Origin of the sequence: Sphingobium sp. B7D2B (assembly GCF_025961895.1) — a bacterium.
Classification (GTDB): domain Bacteria; phylum Pseudomonadota; class Alphaproteobacteria; order Sphingomonadales; family Sphingomonadaceae; genus Sphingobium.
Map to the genome: position 1 here is coordinate 2809434 of NZ_JAOQOM010000001.1, position 15883 is coordinate 2825316.

Annotated in this window: 12 protein-coding genes; 6 read left to right on the forward strand and 6 right to left on the reverse strand. The window is 65.0% G+C overall.

The features are described 5' to 3' along the window. Positions 1-11: 11 nt before the first annotated feature. Positions 12-1889: an ABC-F family ATP-binding cassette domain-containing protein gene (locus M2341_RS13030; RefSeq protein WP_264585529.1), complete on the forward strand. Its 1878-nt coding sequence runs from the start codon at positions 12-14 to the stop codon at positions 1887-1889. Between the two features lie 16 nt (positions 1890-1905). Further along, a complete protein-coding gene (locus tag M2341_RS13035; protein WP_264585530.1) occupies positions 1906-2787 on the forward strand; it encodes an arylamine N-acetyltransferase family protein in 882 nt (293 codons plus the stop codon). Positions 2788-2917: 130 nt separating this feature from the next. Here the strand turns inward: M2341_RS13035 and M2341_RS13040 are convergent, their stop codons facing one another. Further along, positions 2918-3163 (reverse strand): GlsB/YeaQ/YmgE family stress response membrane protein, encoded by a 246-nt coding sequence (locus M2341_RS13040; protein ID WP_264575280.1) that lies wholly within the window; start codon positions 3161-3163, stop codon positions 2918-2920. A gap of 172 nt (positions 3164-3335) precedes the next feature. Here M2341_RS13040 and M2341_RS13045 point away from each other — a divergent pair, with 172 nt between their 5' ends. The 3 genes from M2341_RS13045 (at position 3336) to M2341_RS13055 (ending at position 7312) form a co-directional block, all read left to right on the forward strand. Continuing rightward, the gene (locus M2341_RS13045) at positions 3336-4859 is read left to right on the forward strand and encodes a fumarate hydratase (RefSeq protein ID WP_264585531.1); all 1524 of its coding nucleotides are present in this window, start codon (positions 3336-3338) and stop codon (positions 4857-4859) included. Between the two features lie 25 nt (positions 4860-4884). Further along, positions 4885-5808, forward strand: a complete 924-nt coding sequence (locus tag M2341_RS13050; protein ID WP_264585532.1) for an EamA family transporter — start codon at positions 4885-4887, stop codon at positions 5806-5808. A gap of 91 nt (positions 5809-5899) precedes the next feature. After that, positions 5900-7312: a methyl-accepting chemotaxis protein gene (locus M2341_RS13055; RefSeq protein ID WP_264586046.1), complete on the forward strand. Its 1413-nt coding sequence runs from the start codon at positions 5900-5902 to the stop codon at positions 7310-7312. Positions 7313-7316: 4 nt separating this feature from the next. Here the strand turns inward: M2341_RS13055 and M2341_RS13060 are convergent, their stop codons facing one another. Then, positions 7317-8630, reverse strand: coding sequence for a multidrug effflux MFS transporter (locus M2341_RS13060; protein ID WP_264586047.1), 1314 nt, complete (start codon positions 8628-8630; stop codon positions 7317-7319). Further along, positions 8572-9123, reverse strand: coding sequence for a hypothetical protein (locus M2341_RS13065; RefSeq protein ID WP_264585533.1), 552 nt, complete (start codon positions 9121-9123; stop codon positions 8572-8574). The genes M2341_RS13060 and M2341_RS13065 overlap by 59 nt, the downstream gene beginning before the upstream one ends. A 533-nt stretch (positions 9124-9656) precedes the next feature. Between M2341_RS13065 and M2341_RS13070 the strand changes: the two genes are divergently transcribed. Further along, a complete protein-coding gene (locus tag M2341_RS13070; protein ID WP_181561483.1) occupies positions 9657-11525 on the forward strand; it encodes a ribonucleoside-diphosphate reductase subunit alpha in 1869 nt (622 codons plus the stop codon). 853 nt (positions 11526-12378) lie between these two features. On the opposite strand, the gene M2341_RS13075 is transcribed toward M2341_RS13070, so the two are convergent. From M2341_RS13075 to M2341_RS13085, 3 genes are read right to left on the reverse strand one after another with little or no spacing between them, the layout of a single operon-like run. Beyond that, on the reverse strand, positions 12379-13122 hold the full coding sequence (locus M2341_RS13075) for a response regulator transcription factor (RefSeq protein ID WP_264585534.1): 744 nt from the start codon (positions 13120-13122) through the stop codon (positions 12379-12381). Beyond that, entirely contained in the window at positions 13106-15361 is a 2256-nt protein-coding gene (locus M2341_RS13080; protein WP_264585535.1) for an ATP-binding protein, read from the reverse strand. The genes M2341_RS13075 and M2341_RS13080 overlap by 17 nt, the downstream gene beginning before the upstream one ends. A 6-nt stretch (positions 15362-15367) precedes the next feature. After that, positions 15368-15883 carry a YfiR family protein gene (locus tag M2341_RS13085; RefSeq protein ID WP_264585536.1) on the reverse strand — a complete coding sequence of 172 codons (516 nt, stop codon included), beginning with the start codon at positions 15881-15883 and terminating at the stop codon, positions 15368-15370.

A 15883-nucleotide genomic window follows, 5' to 3' on the forward strand; every position in this document is an offset into this window, starting at 1 on the left:
AACGGCGCGCCATGCTGACCATCAATGATATCACCGTGCGGCTGGGGGGCCGTGTCATTCTCGATGCCGCGAGCGCGGCACTGCCGCCGCGGTCGCGGGTCGGCCTGATCGGCCGCAATGGCGCCGGCAAGTCCACCCTGATGAAGACGATCATCGGGGAACTCGACCCCGATGGTGGATCGGTCGACATGCCGCGCGACACGCGTCTGGGCTATATCGCGCAGGAAGCCCCGAGCGGCAGCGCCACGCCGTTCGAGACCGTACTCGCTGCCGATACCGAGCGCGCGGCGCTGCTGGTGGAGAGCGAGACATGCGAAGACCCGGACCGGCTGGGCGACCTGCACGATCGCCTGATCGCCATCGATGCCTATACGGCGCCCGCCCGCGCGGGCCGCATCCTCACCGGCCTCGGCTTCGATGAAGAGATGCAGAACCGGCCGCTCGACAGCTTTTCGGGCGGGTGGAAGATGCGCGTCGCGCTGGGCGCCCTGCTCTTCTCCGAGCCGGACCTGCTCCTGCTCGACGAGCCATCCAACCACCTCGACCTCGAAGCGACCCTGTGGCTGGAGAGCTTCCTCAAGGAGTATCGCGGCACGGTGCTGGTGATCAGCCACGAGCGCGACCTGCTCAACAATGTGGTGGACCACATCCTGCATCTGGAGGGCGGCAAGATCACCCTTTATCCGGGTGGCTATGACGCGTTCGAACGGCAGCGCGCCGAGCGGCTCGCCCAGCTCGAATCGGCCCGCGAGAAGCAGGCGGCGGAGCGTGCCAAGCTGCAGGATTATGTCGCGCGCAACAGCGCCCGGGCCAGCACGGCCAAGCAGGCGCAATCACGGGCCAAGGCCCTGGCCAAGATGCAGCCCATCGCCGCTGCGCTGGAAGACCCCAGCCTCTCCTTCGACTTCCCCGATCCGGAAGCGCTGCGCCCGCCGCTCATCACGCTCGACATGGCGTCAGTCGGCTACAATGAGGCCCCGATCCTCCAGCGCCTCAATCTGCGCATCGACCCCGATGACCGCATCGCCCTGCTCGGCAAGAACGGCAACGGCAAGACGACGTTGGCCCGGCTGCTGGCCGCGCAATTGCCGGCCATGGAAGGCGCGATGAACGCCTCGGGCAAGATGAACGTCGGCTATTTCACTCAATATCAAGTGGAAGAGCTGGATACGGAAGACACTCCGCTGGAGCACATGACCCGGCAGATGAAGGGCGCCACGCCCGGCGCGGTGCGGGCGCAGCTTGGCCGGTTCGGCTTTTCGGGCATACGGGCAACCCAGAAGGTCGGGTCGCTCTCCGGCGGCGAACGCGCGCGGCTGGCGCTGGCGCTGATAACTCGCCACGCCCCGCATCTGCTGATCCTCGACGAGCCGACCAACCACCTCGACGTCGATAGCCGCGAGGCGCTGGTGCAGGCGCTCAACAGCTATTCCGGCGCGGTGGTGATCGTCAGCCACGACCGGCACATGATCGAGCTGGTCGCCGACCGGCTGGTGCTGGTCGATAGCGGACTGGCGCAGCCTTTTGACGGCAGCCTTGAGGATTATACGGACTTCGTGCTGGGGCGCGGTGCCAGTGCCTCGGCGAAGGAGAGCGGGTCCAAGAACGACCGCAAGGCCGATCGCCGCGCGAATGCCCAGGCACGCGAGCGCTACAAGGCGCTGCAGGCGGCCGTGAAGAAGACAGAGAAAGCGCTGGCCGATCTCACCGCCGAGCGCTCGCGGATCGATCTCGCCCTGTTCGATCCGGCAAAGGCTGGGCCGCAGGAAAAGGACCGGACGATGAGCGAACTGATGCAGCGGCGCGCCAAGCTCGACGGCGCCATTGAACAGGCCGAACAGAGCTGGATGGAAGCCAGCGAGGCGCTCGATAGCCTCGACGCGGCCTGACCGGGGCGAGCCTGCCATGACCGCCGCCGCCCGCCTCGACGCCTATCTGGCCCGCCTCGGCCTTGAGTCCGCGCCGGCGCCCGATGCCGACGGCCTCGCCATTCTTCAGGCGGCGCAGCGCCGGCGCATCGCGTTCGAGAATCTGGATGTGCGCCTGGCCCGCCCGATCCTGATCGATGGGGACAGCGTGTTCGACAAGCTCGTCACCCGGCGGCGCGGCGGCTATTGCTTCGAGCAGAACCGGCTGTTTGCCGACATGCTGGGTGCCCTTGGCCTGCCGGCCAGACCGCTGCTCGCGCGGGTGTTACTCGGCGCGGCGCCCGGCGACATCCCGCCGCGCACGCATGTTCTGTTGCTGCTCGAGATCGAGGGCCAACCCTGGGTAGCCGACGCCGGATTCGGCGGCAGCTTCGTGCCGCCCCTGCCCTTGCAAGACGGCGCCGAGGCCACGACGCCCGACGGGGCCAGCCATCGCTTGCGCCGGACCGGCCAGCCCGGCGACGTCCTCGGCGAATGGCTGCTGGAGCGCGCCGGCCCGACGGCTTCCACCGACGGGCGCAGCGCTGAGACCGACGACTGGCAACCACAATATGCGTTTCACCTCGATCCGGTGGCACCCGTCGATCTGGAGCAGTGCAACCACTGGACCTCCACCCGCTCGGCTTCGCGCTTTACGACGCTGCACATTGTCAGCATCGTGCTGCCCGACGGCTTCGCAGCGCTGACCGAGCGTGATCTGTCTATGGCGCGTGGGCCTATTCGCGAGGTGCGCGAAATAGCCACGCCGGAAGAGTATCGCGCGGCCCTGGCGGATGTCTTCGGGCTCTCACTTACGCCGGATGAGGTGGCTGCGCTGCCCCTGTTTGCGCCATGTAACAGTTCAGGCGCGGACGAATAAGCGGGGTTACCTCTTACCGATGACGCGGTGCTCCTGCGGAAGCAGGAGCCCCGGGCCTCGGGACACAGCGGTTGTGCCCTGGGTTCCTGATTTCACAGGAACACAAGGCGGTTCCTAGGCTTGACCGCGCCTAGCTCAACGATCGCACGATGAAAATCAGCAGCATGCCGCCGAGCACGGAGCCGATGAAACCGACCGGGCGGAAGTTGCCGCTCTTGCCATCCATCAGCCCCGCGACGAAGCCGCCGACGATGCCACCGCCAATGCCGAGCAGGATCGTGGCGATCCAGCCGAGGTCTACGGCGCCGGGATAGAAGAAGCGCGCGAAGACGCCAACGATGAGGCCGACGACGATATAGCCGATGATCCGGAACATAGATGCATCCTTCCTGCCTGCGGCGTCACGAGTGCGCGCCGCTGAGCGGTTATTGCGCGGATTGGCACGCACCGCAACGGCGTCGAGCGCTTGCCTGCGCAGGCCAAAGGCGTATAGCGCGCGGCATCCAAACCGCCTTTCCTTGCCATTTGCCGGGAGTCTCACGCGCGCCATGACCGTGACCATCAAGACCGCCGACCTGATCGAAAGCGTCGCCGATGCGCTTCAGTTCATCAGCTATTATCACCCGATGGATTATATCCGCGCGCTGGGCACCGCCTATGAAGCCGAGCAAGGCCCGGCCGCCAAGGACGCCATTGCGCAGATCCTGACCAACAGCCGCATGTGCGCCGAGGGCCATCGCCCGATCTGCCAGGATACCGGCATCGTCAACGTGTTCGTGAAGTGGGGCATGGATTGCCGCCTCGACGACACCAGCAAGTCGCTGCAGGAGGTCGTCGACGAGGGCGTGCGTCGCGCTTATCTCAACCCCGAGAACAAGCTGCGCGCATCCATGCTGGCCGACCCCGCCTTCACGCGGCGGAACACCAAGGACAACACGCCCTGCGTGCTTCATGTCGAAATGGTGCCGGGCCATCATGTCCATGTCGATGTCGCGGCCAAGGGGGGCGGCAGCGAGAACAAGTCCAAGTTCAAGATGATGAACCCGGCTGACAACATCGTCGACTGGGTGCTTGAAATGCTGCCGCAAATGGGCGCCGGCTGGTGCCCGCCTGGGATGCTCGGCATCGGCATCGGCGGCACGGCCGAGCATTGCGTCCACCTCGCCAAGAAGGCGCTGATGGAGCAGATCGACATGGCCAGCCTCAAGGCGCGCGGGCCCCAGACGGATATCGAGGCGCTGCGCATCGAGATTTTCGACAAGGTGAACGCGCTCGGCATCGGCGCCCAGGGTCTGGGCGGGCTTGCCACGATCCTCGATGTCAAGATCCTCGACGCGCCCTGCCATGCGGCGGGCAAGCCAGTGGCGATGATTCCCAATTGCGCCGCCACCCGCCACGCGCATTTCTCGCTGGATGGCTCCGGCCCCGCCTATCTGGAGGCGCCCAAGCTCGATGAATGGCCCAAGGTGGACTGGAAGCCGAGCGCGGAAGCGATCCGCGTCGATCTCGATGCGCTCACGCCCGAGATGGTGCAGAGCTGGAAGCAGGGCGACCGCCTGCTGCTCAATGGCAAGATGCTCACCGGCCGCGACGCAGCCCACAAGCGCATTCAGGACATGCTGGCCAAGGGCGAGCAACTGCCGGTCGAGTTCAAGGGCCGCGTGATCTATTATGTCGGTCCGGTCGATCCGGTGGGCGAGGAAGTGGTCGGCCCGGCTGGCCCGACGACCGCGACCCGCATGGACAAGTTCATGCGGATGATGCTCGACCAGGGCCTGCTTGCCTGCGTCGGCAAGGCCGAGCGCGGCCCGGCGGCGACAGACGCGATCCGCGATGCCAAGAGCGCCTATCTGATGGCGGTCGGCGGCGCGGCGTATCTCGTCGCGCGGGCGATCAAGGGCAGCAAGGTGGTCGGCTTCGAGGATCTGGGCATGGAAGCGATCTACGAGTTCGAGGTGCAGGACTTCCCGGTCACCGTCGCGGTGGACAGCGAGGGCAAGAATGTCCATCAGCTCGCGCCGCTCGTCTGGCAGGAGAAGATCGCCCGGGAAGGCCTGCTGGAGAAAGCATGAACCTGACCCGGCATAGGGCGCAGCGTTGATTTCTTCGCCGATCTGGCTGCCGGCGACGCTGCTGGCCGGCCTGCTTCAGGCGTGGCGGACGGCCGTGCAACGGCGCGTCGGGCAGATGATGTCCGTCAATGCCGCCGGGCTGGTGCGCTATCTCTACGGCCTGCCCTTCGCTGCGGCGCTGATGCTGGGCTATCACGCCCTACTGAGGGATGGGCTGTTCCCGGCCTTCTCCAGCGCCACCGTCATCTACAGCGCATTGGGCGGACTGGCGCAGATACTGGCGACGAACTTGCTGCTGATGGCCTTCCATCATCGCAATTTCGTCGTCGGCACCGCCTACTCCAAGACGGAAGCCGCGCAGGGCGCGCTACTCTCCATTCTGCTGCTGGGCGAGAGGCTGAGCCTGCTGGCCTGGATCGGCATCGCCATTGGCGTGGTGGGCGTCATGCTGCTCTCGACCGGCGGCAAGCGGATGAGCGCGGGCGATTTTCTGCGCGCGCTTGGCCAGCCCGCTGCGCGCTACGGAATCGCATCGGGCTTCTTCTTCGCGCTCACCGCGATCGCCATTCGGCGCGCGACGATGGACGTGATCACGCCCGACCCCATTTCGGCCGCGCTGACGGTGCTGGTCATCACCGTTGCCCTGCAGACGGTGATGCAGGGCGGCTACCTGCTGTGGCGCGAGCCGGAACAGGTGCGCAGGGTGTTCGAGACATGGCGCGTCTCGGGCCAGGTCGGCTTTCTCTCCGCACTCGGCTCGGCCTGCTGGTTCACCGGTTTTGCGACCGCGCCGGTGGCGCTGGTGCGGATCGTCGGCCAGAGCGAGGTCGTCTTCACGCTCAGCTTTGCGCATTTCTATCTGCGCGAGCGCCTGCGCCGGAGCGAAGTGATCGGCCTGCTGCTGGTGGTGAGCGCGGTGGTGCTGGCGCTGCTCGGCGCCCGAGGTTAAGGCGGCGCGCCACTAATACCGCACTGCACAACGTCATTTTAACCGCTTGTTCCTAAACCGCCCGTCGAGCGGGAGACAAAAGCGCGTGAACATGACGAACCGGCTGGAAACGACGATCTTGCATGTCGCCGAGCATACCGGCGCGCTCGGCCTGCGCACGCTCGACCTGCAGGTGGACATTGCCGAGCTGGCCGACCGCGTCACCGATCAGGCATCCATGCTCGAAACGCTCGAAGATGCCGCGATCGCGCTCGGCCAGATGGGCGATGACGTAGGCGACAATGCCGATCAGGCCCGCGCGCAGGCCAGCACCGCGCGCAAGGTGGTCGATGATTCGAGCACGCAGCTTGCCTCCGCCTCGCAGAATGTGCTGGATCTGATCGATCAGGTCTCCCGCATTCACGAGCGGCTGGACGGGTTCAATCTCGCCCTTGCCAGCGTGAGCGACACCAGCAAGGTGATCAGCGGCATTGCCGGCCAGACCAACCTGCTCGCGCTCAACGCGGCCATCGAGGCCGCCCGCGCCGGCGACGCCGGACGGGGTTTCGCGGTGGTGGCGGCGGAAGTGAAGAAGCTGGCACAGGAGACGGCCCTCGCCACGCAGCAGATCGAAGGATCGATCCGCGAATTGCGCAACGAAGCGCAGACCATGCTCGATCGAATCGCTCAAGGCGCGGAAAAGGCCAATGGTGCCCACGCCGCCTCGGGCGAGATCGCCGCGCTGGTCGCGCGGTTGCGGGATCTGATCCTCGGCCTCTCCGGCAACAGCGAGGCGGTGTCGGCCAACATCCACGCTATCCTCGGCTCGGTCGGCGAAATCCGCACCGGCCTCTCCGACCTTGCCGATGCCTCCATCGACAATGCCATCGGCCTCCAGCGGCTATCTACGCGCGTCATCGACGTGAGCGAGGACACCAACCAGCTGCTCCAGTATCTGGCCGAAAGCGGTGTCGACATCCCGGATTCGCCTTATATCCGCTTTGCGTCCGAAGCCGCGGCGGCCATGGCCTCTGCCGTCGAGGAGGCCATCGCAGCCGGCGAGATCACGGCCGATCTGATCTTCACGGACGATTATGAGCCGCTGGCGGGCAGCAATCCGCCGCTGTTCAGCCATCCTGCCCAGACCCTGATCGCGCGGATCGCGGCAGGCTGGCGGGAGGGTGCGCGGCAGCTGCCGGGCCCGGTTGGCTTCAACTGCCTCGACCGCAACGCCTTTTGCGCGCTTGCTCTGTCCATACAGGGCATGGAGCAACCCTCCGCAGCCCTGGAGCCAGCGAGCGACCAGGGCCAGCAGGGGCAGATGCTCAATGCGCCGCACATGCGCGCGCTGGCGCGGAACACGCGACCGTTCACCGTGCGGACGAGTCGCCGCCCGCTGGCGCAGGGCAGAAGCGGGCTGTTCAAGCAGGTGGTGGCGCCGCTCTCCATTGCGGGCCAGCATTGGGGCGTCATCGAACTGATCTATCAGCCGCCGCTGGCTGCGCCGCTCACCATCGCAGCCTGAAGGCTCAGCCGCGTTGGCGCGGCACCAGATGCCAGGCGCACGCCGTCGCCATGCCGCCGCAAACCATCAGGGCCAGAGCGAGCGAAGCCGGCTCTCCCGCCGTCACGCGCGAAAAGATCGCCACGATCAGGCCGGCCAGCGCCAGTTGGACGAAACCCAGCAAGGCCGAGGCCTGACCGATGCTGTGCGGATGGGTGGACAAGGCGCCCGCCTGCGTCTGCGGCTGCACGATGCCCCAACCCATGGTGTAGAGCATCTGCGGGATGACCAGCGCGACCCATATGTGCGGCCAGGCAGAGACGGCGAGCAGCATGAGCAGCGGCCCAGTCGCCTGGAACAGCACGCCGACCCGCAAGGTGCTATCCACGCCAAGGCGACGAACGAGACGATAAGACAGGAAATTGCCCGCGATGAACCCGGCCGTCGCCAGCGAGAGCATCGCGGCATAGCCGGCGGCCGAGACGCCGAGATAATCGATGATGACTTGCGGCGCGGCAGAAGAAAACAGCAGGATGCCGCTGTAAGCAAAGGCGTTCGCGATGATGTAGGCCATCAACGCGCGCGACCGGGCAAGGCCTGAGAGGGTGCGGAACAAGGCGCGCAGATCAAAGGGGAGCCGCTCTTCGCGCGCCAGCGTTTCCGGCAAGCGCAGGGTCGTCACGATGACCAGCACGCCGCCCATCACGGCCAGTGCCACCAGGGGCGCACGCCAGCCGCCTGTCGCCACCAGAACGCCGCTGATGAGTGGTGCCAACGCGGGAGTGAACCCCATGATGATGCCGATCAGCGCCAGAGCGCGTGCGGCATCCTCCCGGCCAAGCTGATCGCGGACCATCGTGCGGGCCAGCAGCACCGCTGCGGCTGCGCCGACGCCCTGCAGCGCACGAGCCGCGAGCAGCATCGGGAAGCTCTCCGCAAATGCACCCAACAGGCCCGCCAGCGTAAATAGCAGCAACCCGCCGATGACGACCGGCCGGCGGCCCAGCGCATCCGCGCACATGCCGCCCAGCAGCTGCGCGATAGCGAAGCTGATCACGAACGCGCTCATCGCCGTCGGCATATGAGTGGGGTCCGCCCCGAGGCCGCTCGCAATGGCCGGCAAGGCGGGTGAAACGCCCTCGATGGCGGCCGGCAAGGTCGCCGTCAGCGCAGCCAGCAGCAGGACACGGCCGAGCGGGAGGTGCGAGGGGGCGGACGCGCTTTGCGCCGCGACGCCGGGCGCCGCCTTGGAAGGATGATCAGTCAGAATGGGGGTCCGTTCAACTGTTGCCGGGGCCGTCCAGCTTGCCGAACCGCGCCTCGAAGCCGGCAGTGTCACCGCGCGCAAGGAAGCCGGCTTGCTCCACCCAATTGTCGCGCACGATGCGGCCCTTGAACGTGCCCAGATTGGCATCGACCGTTGCAATGTCCGCCGCGTTCCAGCCGGCGATCTGGTCGAAGCGGGTAATCCCGAGTTCCGTCAGCAAAGCGGCCAGCTTCGGCCCGACGCCCTTGAGCAGACGCAGATTGTCCGGTGCGCCCACCGCAGCAGGAATGCCGATGGCGTTGGGCGTCGACGCCGCGGGGGCCGGGGCTGCGAGGGAGTCATCCGGGATCGGTGTCGTCGCCGGGGGGGCTGTCTGCGGCTCAGACTTGCCCTCGAACTTATGCGCGACCTCTTCGGCGATGTTGCGTGCCGCTTCCGTCACCGCGCCCACGGCGGTGGCCGAGGTATCGATATGGTCCGCCGCTCCGAATCGTGACCGGAAAACCCACACCAGCAGAATGATGAGCGCGATTGCGCCGATGATCATGATGATGCCTTGGGACATGCCGACAATCCTCTGTGCCTGACTCTTCGCCCGATCCATAAGGCGGCCTCGGCGGATTTGCCAGCATCACGAGGGCGCGCATTCGGTCCACGTCGCCAGGCACGTCCCGATGGCCGGCCTTTTCCACATCTTTATTTTTCCGGCCCGCTTTCTACGCTTGCTTTCCGGCAAGCCCGCGCAGGACCGCGCGTCGCTGCACTGCAGCATAAGCAGACATCGCCCAACCGAGTCATTTCGTCGATGAAATGCGGCCCCGCGATCGCCATTATACCTTGCATCCGCAATCATCTGTGGCACTATCAATAGTGTTAGGGGTCCGGGGGCTACGCTATAGATTGTGCTTCGTGATGTTCTGGATAGCGCGCCAAGGCGCGTAACCCGGCGGGAAATCCCGCCGACATCCGAATTTGAGGTCTCTCCGGCCAAGGCTTGACGAAACCGAACGAAGCAAGAACATTGGGGGTTGAATCATGGAGTTTCGGGATTTGCAGGCGGAAGGTTTGGCAGAAGCAACGCTGGCCAGCGAGGGCATCATGGAGACTGTGCGGACAGGCGATGCGCCTGAAAAGGCGCCCAAGAAGGCGGCAGCATCGAACACCATCGACGCCCGCCGCTTCGATGTGGTGACCGATTCCACGCGCGATGCCCTGCTGACGGAGTTCGGCAAGGAGACGCTCAAGGATCGCTATCTGCTGCCCGGCGAATCCTATCAGGATCTGTTCGCGCGCGTCGCGGCGGCTTATGCCGACGATGAGGCGCACGCCCAGCGCATCTACGATTATATCTCCAAGCTGTGGTTCATGCCCGCGACGCCCGTGCTCTCCAATGGCGGCACCGGGCGCGGCCTGCCCATCTCCTGCTATCTCAACAGCGTGGACGATAGCCTGGAAGGCATCGTCAACACCTGGAACGAGAATGTCTGGCTCGCCTCGCGCGGCGGCGGCATCGGCACCTATTGGGGCAGCGTGCGCGGCATCGGCGAGCCGGTCGGCCTGAACGGCAAGACCAGCGGCATCATTCCCTTCGTCCGCGTGATGGATTCGCTCACCCTCGCGATCAGCCAGGGCTCGCTGCGGCGCGGCTCGGCGGCCTGCTATCTGGACGTCTCGCACCCGGAGATCGAGGAGTTCCTCGAAATCCGCAAGCCATCGGGCGACTTCAACCGCAAGGCGCTCAACCTGCATCATGGCGTGCTCATCACCGATGAGTTCATGGAAGCGGTGCGCGAGGGCGCCGAGTTTCAGCTACGGAGCCCCAAGGACGGCAGCGTGCGCGCCACCGTCGACGCCCGCTCGCTTTTCCAGAAACTGGTCGAGACGCGGCTGGCGACCGGCGAGCCCTATATCGTCTTCTCGGACACGGTGAACCGGATGATGCCCAAGCATCATCGCGACGTGGGCCTGAAGGTCTCCACCTCCAACCTCTGCTCGGAAATCACCCTGCCGACCGGCAAGGACCAGTTCGGCGAGGATCGCACCGCCGTGTGCTGCCTCTCCTCGCTCAACCTCGAAACCTGGGACGAGTGGAACGGCGACAAGATGTTCATCGAGGACGTCATGCGCTTCCTCGACAATGTGCTGCAGGATTATATCGACCGCGCCCCGGACGAGATGGCCCGCGCCAAATATTCCGCCGGCCGCGAGCGGTCCGTTGGCCTCGGCGTCATGGGCTTCCACAGCTTCCTGCAGGCGCGCGGCATCTCCTTCGAAGGCGCCATGGCCAAGAGCTGGAACCTGCGCATCTTCAAGCATATCAACGCCAAGGCCAACGAGGCCTCGATGGTGCTGGCGCAAGAGCGCGGCCCCTGCCCCGACGCGGCCGATCAGGGCGTGATGGAGCGCTTCTCCTGCAAGATGGCGATCGCCCCCACCGCGTCGATCAGCATCATCTGCGGCGGCACCTCGGCGTGCATCGAGCCGATCCCGGCGAATATCTACACGCACAAGACGCTCTCGGGCAGCTTCATCGTCAAGAACCCCTATCTCGAGAAGATCCTCGCGGCGAAGTCCAAGGATTCGACCAATGTGTGGAACTCGATCCTCGAGAAGGGCGGCAGCGTGCAGCATCTCGACTTCCTGACCCAGGAAGAGAAGGACACGTTCAAGACCAGCTTCGAGATCGACCAGCGCTGGCTGCTCGAACTGGCCGCCGACCGGGCGCCGTTCATCGATCAGGCGCAGTCCTTGAACCTGTTCATCCCGGCCGACGTGGAGAAGTGGGATCTGCTGATGCTCCACTTCCGCGCCTGGGAGCTGGGCGTGAAGTCGCTCTATTATCTGCGCTCCAAGTCCATCCAGCGCGCCGGCTTCGCGGGCGGCGTCGAGGCGGACAACACAGCCGAGCTCAAGAAAATCGAGCTGGGCGAGTCCACCGATTATGACGAGTGCCTCGCCTGCCAGTAGCGAGACACTCGGCGGAGGCATAAACATTTGAGCATGAGTGGCGGGCTAGGGTTCGCGAGATTCCTGGCCCTTTTGCCTGTTACGCGGCGCCGAGAGGTGTGACGTAGGTAGGCCAGGGACGAGCCGTTACATGGACATGTTAGCAGGCGTAAGCATGCCCCCATTTCGGATCCTCAAGTCTAGGACCGACGGGTGACGGCAAGGCCTGGATTGTGCTCATGACCGACTCCCAAGGGTCACCAGCACGCACTATTTCCAAACCTGTCACGACCATAAATTACGACCTGATTTGCCGGTCCGCCCGTAGCCTCGACATGGTCCTTCGGGCCATCGGAATGGTCACCCTTGGAAGAAATGGCCGATAAAGATCTGGACGATGATCTATCCGAAGGCTGTTTTCTCAGCTCGTCAGACGTTATGAACGTCCTACGCTTCCTCGGCCTCAAACGGTCACAGCTCGAAGCAAGTTTGAATAGCCTTCCAATTAGGCCGCAAATCTTCAATTTTCCTTCATTTGGTAGTGTCCCTTCAGGGGTTTTAAGAAACCCCTCCGCATTCGCGGTCTGTCGGCGGTCGGTCGTGCTGTACAGGGTTTTTACACGGCCGACGTTGTATTGACTCAAAGCAACCGTTGTCAGCGATCGGCACATCTCAAGTCGCACTCCGATGGCCGGTCGGGGAAGCACTGGGCGCCCGCTACTGGCCAGGCTGCAGTTCTAGGCGTTACCCAATAGCGGTTGGAAGACAGTCTCCCCCGGCGCCCTTGAGCCTGATGAACGAATGGCCGGGTTTGGAAACCGGTCTGGGCGGTCCAACGTCAGCTATGACCGGCGATCAGTAGCAGTCACCCGGATCAAGACACCTCCACATGCAGCTCTTCCAGCGCCTTGCGGAGCAGCACCACGGCTTCCATTAGCACTGCGGGATTGGCGGGACCATCATGGGAGGCCAGGCGGCTGAGCAGATGCTCGACGCGCTTGAGGGACTGGGCGATCTTGGCCCGGTCGACACATTGCCCGTCCACGGTTGCGGCCTGGGCGCCCAGCGCCGAGAGCCGTTCTTCCAGTCGCATCCGCTGCGCGATCTCGCGCGTGAGCCGGTCTTTCAGCTCGCGCCGTTCCAGCGCGCCGGTGGACTGGCGCCGGTCCATTGAGGCATATTCACTGCGCACGGCCCGGCTTGCGCGGGATGCCTGCAGCTGCTTTTCGATCCGCGCCTTGAGGGCGATGAAGTCGATGGGCTTTGGCACATAATCATTGGCGCCGGCTTCCAGCACATCGACGATCGTCGTGGCTTCAGTGCGCGCCGTCAGCATGATGACCGGCAAGTCGGCATAATGGGGGTTGGACCGCAGTTCGCGCAGCACAGCGAGGCCGGTCAGATCCGGCATCATATAATCCAGCAGCACGATGTCGGGCCGGGAGGCATAGATGGCGGCCAGGCCGCTGCGGGCGCTGTCTGCCGCTTCCGGCATATAGCCCATGCGCGCCAGGTGGCGGCAGACGATCACGCGATTGTCCGCGACGTCGTCGATAACCAATACGACCGGCGCATGCTCCTGGGCCGACGCCACATCAATCTTAGTCGAGTAGGACATGATGCATTCCATCATCAAAGGGTTGATCGGTCCGGACGCGCGCCAGAGCTTCGCGCTGGTCTTTGACCAGCTTCACGGCAGCTTTGACGAGGGCTTCCGGCGCGAAGCTTCTCGGATCGAGAAACGCATCCCCGCCCAGCCGGCGCAGAACGTCGTCTTCGGGCCGGCGTTCCCCCATCACCAGCACCGCACTGGCCCGTCGCGCGCGCGTCCCGCGATGGACATGGTCGCTGGCGATCTGGGCAAGGTCGACCACGGCCAGGTCGGGCCGGTCGTCCGCCATGCAGAGAGTGAAGCCAGCCTGTTTCAAACTCCGCTCCAGCTTCGCGCTCATCGCCGCGTCGAAACCGGAGACGCAGACCCGCGCCGCAAGCTGCCGCGCCTCGGCATAAAGCCCGAGCAGAGACAGCAGCCGGTCCCGCTGCAGCGGCTTGGGAAGATAGGCAGCCGCACCCAGGGCAAAGCTGGAGGCTTCCATATCGTGGACGCTGATGATGAAGCAGGGGATCGCCGCCAGCGCTTCGTCCTCGGACAGCTGACGCAGCACGGCGCGCCCATCGGTGCCCGGCATGACGAGATCGAGCAGAATGGCGCAGGGGCTGGTCTCTCGCACCATCTGCAGGCCTGCGTCGCCGCCGGAGGCCAGCCGCAGATCATATCCGGCCGGGGAGAGCCAGCGATCCAAAATGGCAAGACAGGCCGGATCATCATCGATAGCGATGATGTGATCCGGCTTCACCCCGGCAGGCGTCATCTCTTCGATAGACAGGACGCCCGACTGCGCCTCCCGCTCGATCGGGATGGCGACGGTGAAGATGGTGCCCAGCCCTTTTTCGCTGGAGACACTGATGGTCCCACCCATCAACTCCACGAACCGCAAGGTGATGCTGAGGCCAAGGCCCGTGCCGCCCGCCCGGTAGGAGGCGGTGCTGCCCTGCACGAACGGCTCGAACAGACCGTCGATCTGCTCGGCATCGATGCCGATGCCGGTATCCGCCACGCTGAGGATCAATAGCGTGCCTGCGCCCTCCTCCTTGAGCGAGGCGCTGAGCACGATATGCCCCTCATCCGTGAATTTGCAGGCATTGCCGCCCAGATTGAGCAGACATTGGCGGATCTTGAGCGGGTCGATCCGCATCGGCGTGGGCGGAACGTTGATCTGCAAGGCCACGCTGTTATTGCGGCGTGAAGCAATCGGCTCGAGTGTTGCCAGCACGTCGCGCATGATGTCGCCCAGATCGATCATTTCGAGATCGAGGGTCATCCCGCCCGCTTCGATCTTGGCGAAATCGAGCACCTCGTTGATCAGGGTGAGCAACTGGAGCGCCGACCGGTGGATGACCGTGACGTCGGCGAGGTTCTCCTTGTCGTCGAGCGCGGCCAGTTCCTCTTTCACCAGTTCGGCATAAGCGATGATGGCATTGAGGGGCGTGCGCAGTTCGTGGCTCATGCTGGCGAGGAACTCGGACTTGGCGACATTGGCCGCCTGCGCCTGATCGCGCGCTGCCTGCAAATCCGTCAGCGTCGCCGCCAGCGCGCCCTCGCGGCGTTCGATTTCGGTCAGCATCCCATTGAATGCCTTCACGATGCGGCCGAGTTCATCCCCGATCGACTGCGGCATACGGGCCGAATAGTCCGCCGTCTGCCGGATGCGCTCCATGGCCTCGACCATCCGGTCCATCGGGAAGAACAGCAGCGTGAGCATCTTGCGGGCGATGAGCCAGGCGACGAGAAACGCCAAGCAGCCAAAGGCACTCGCGATGCCCAGAGTTCGCAGCATCATTTCGGTCAGCGTCTCGGTTTCGGTGGAGAGTTTGAGCCACCCCACGGTGTCCCCGGCCACCATGATCGGCGTGACGACCTGCAGGCCCGCCTGGTCCGCTTTCGATCCGACGAGAGCGGCGGGTTTATCCTGATTGCTCGTTTGCGGCGGTTGCCCACGGACGGCGATCCGGCGCTGCTGCTCGTCATAGACCTCGATGGAGCGGATCGTCTTGATGGTCGCCATGGAGGCCAGCGTTTCCTGGATCGCCTTCACGTCGTTGAAGACGAGCGGCGCTCCCAGCGTGGCAGCGACCACCTCGCCCAGCTCGCTTTGACGCTCGGCATTGGCGGCGCTCTGGACATGATATTGCCAGGCCGCCAGACCGGCGCAGCTCAGGAGCAGGGCGACCATGCAACTGCTGAGCACCGTCGCGATCAGGCCGCGGCGGAAGCTCCAGGGGGAGAACCATGGCATGCGCCCTCAATCCCTGACGGCGCGTGCGAGGCGGAGCAGGCGTGAACTGAAGACGGCCCCGCCGCGAGCCCCGGCCTTCAGGTTCACCTCGAACCCGATCTGCCTGCCGAAATTGACGAGCGCGACGCTCCCCTGCCGATCGAGAAAGTCCGATCCTTCGCCGATGAGCAGCGGTGGCGGGGACGAGGTAACGAGCGGCCCGGTACTGGTTCCGGGGCCGACATAAGCGATGCGGCAATCGACGCTCCACGTCGTCCGCTTCACGATCCGCACCTCAAGCCGGCCGCCAGCAACATTGCGGCCTTCATAGACCTGCAGGGCGCCTGCGAGGGGCTCGTCACTGGAAACGCACAGGACCACGCGGTCGCGCGGTGGGCGCAGGTCGACGAAGCGGATGATGTTGTAGATGATCGCAGCCTTGAGCTCGGTCTGCTCGTCAGCGGCGCGCGCGGGCGCGCAGGCCGCGAAGAAGGCCAGAAGCGCGATGAAGGGGCCCGTGAGGAGATGGACGAAGCGCATCAT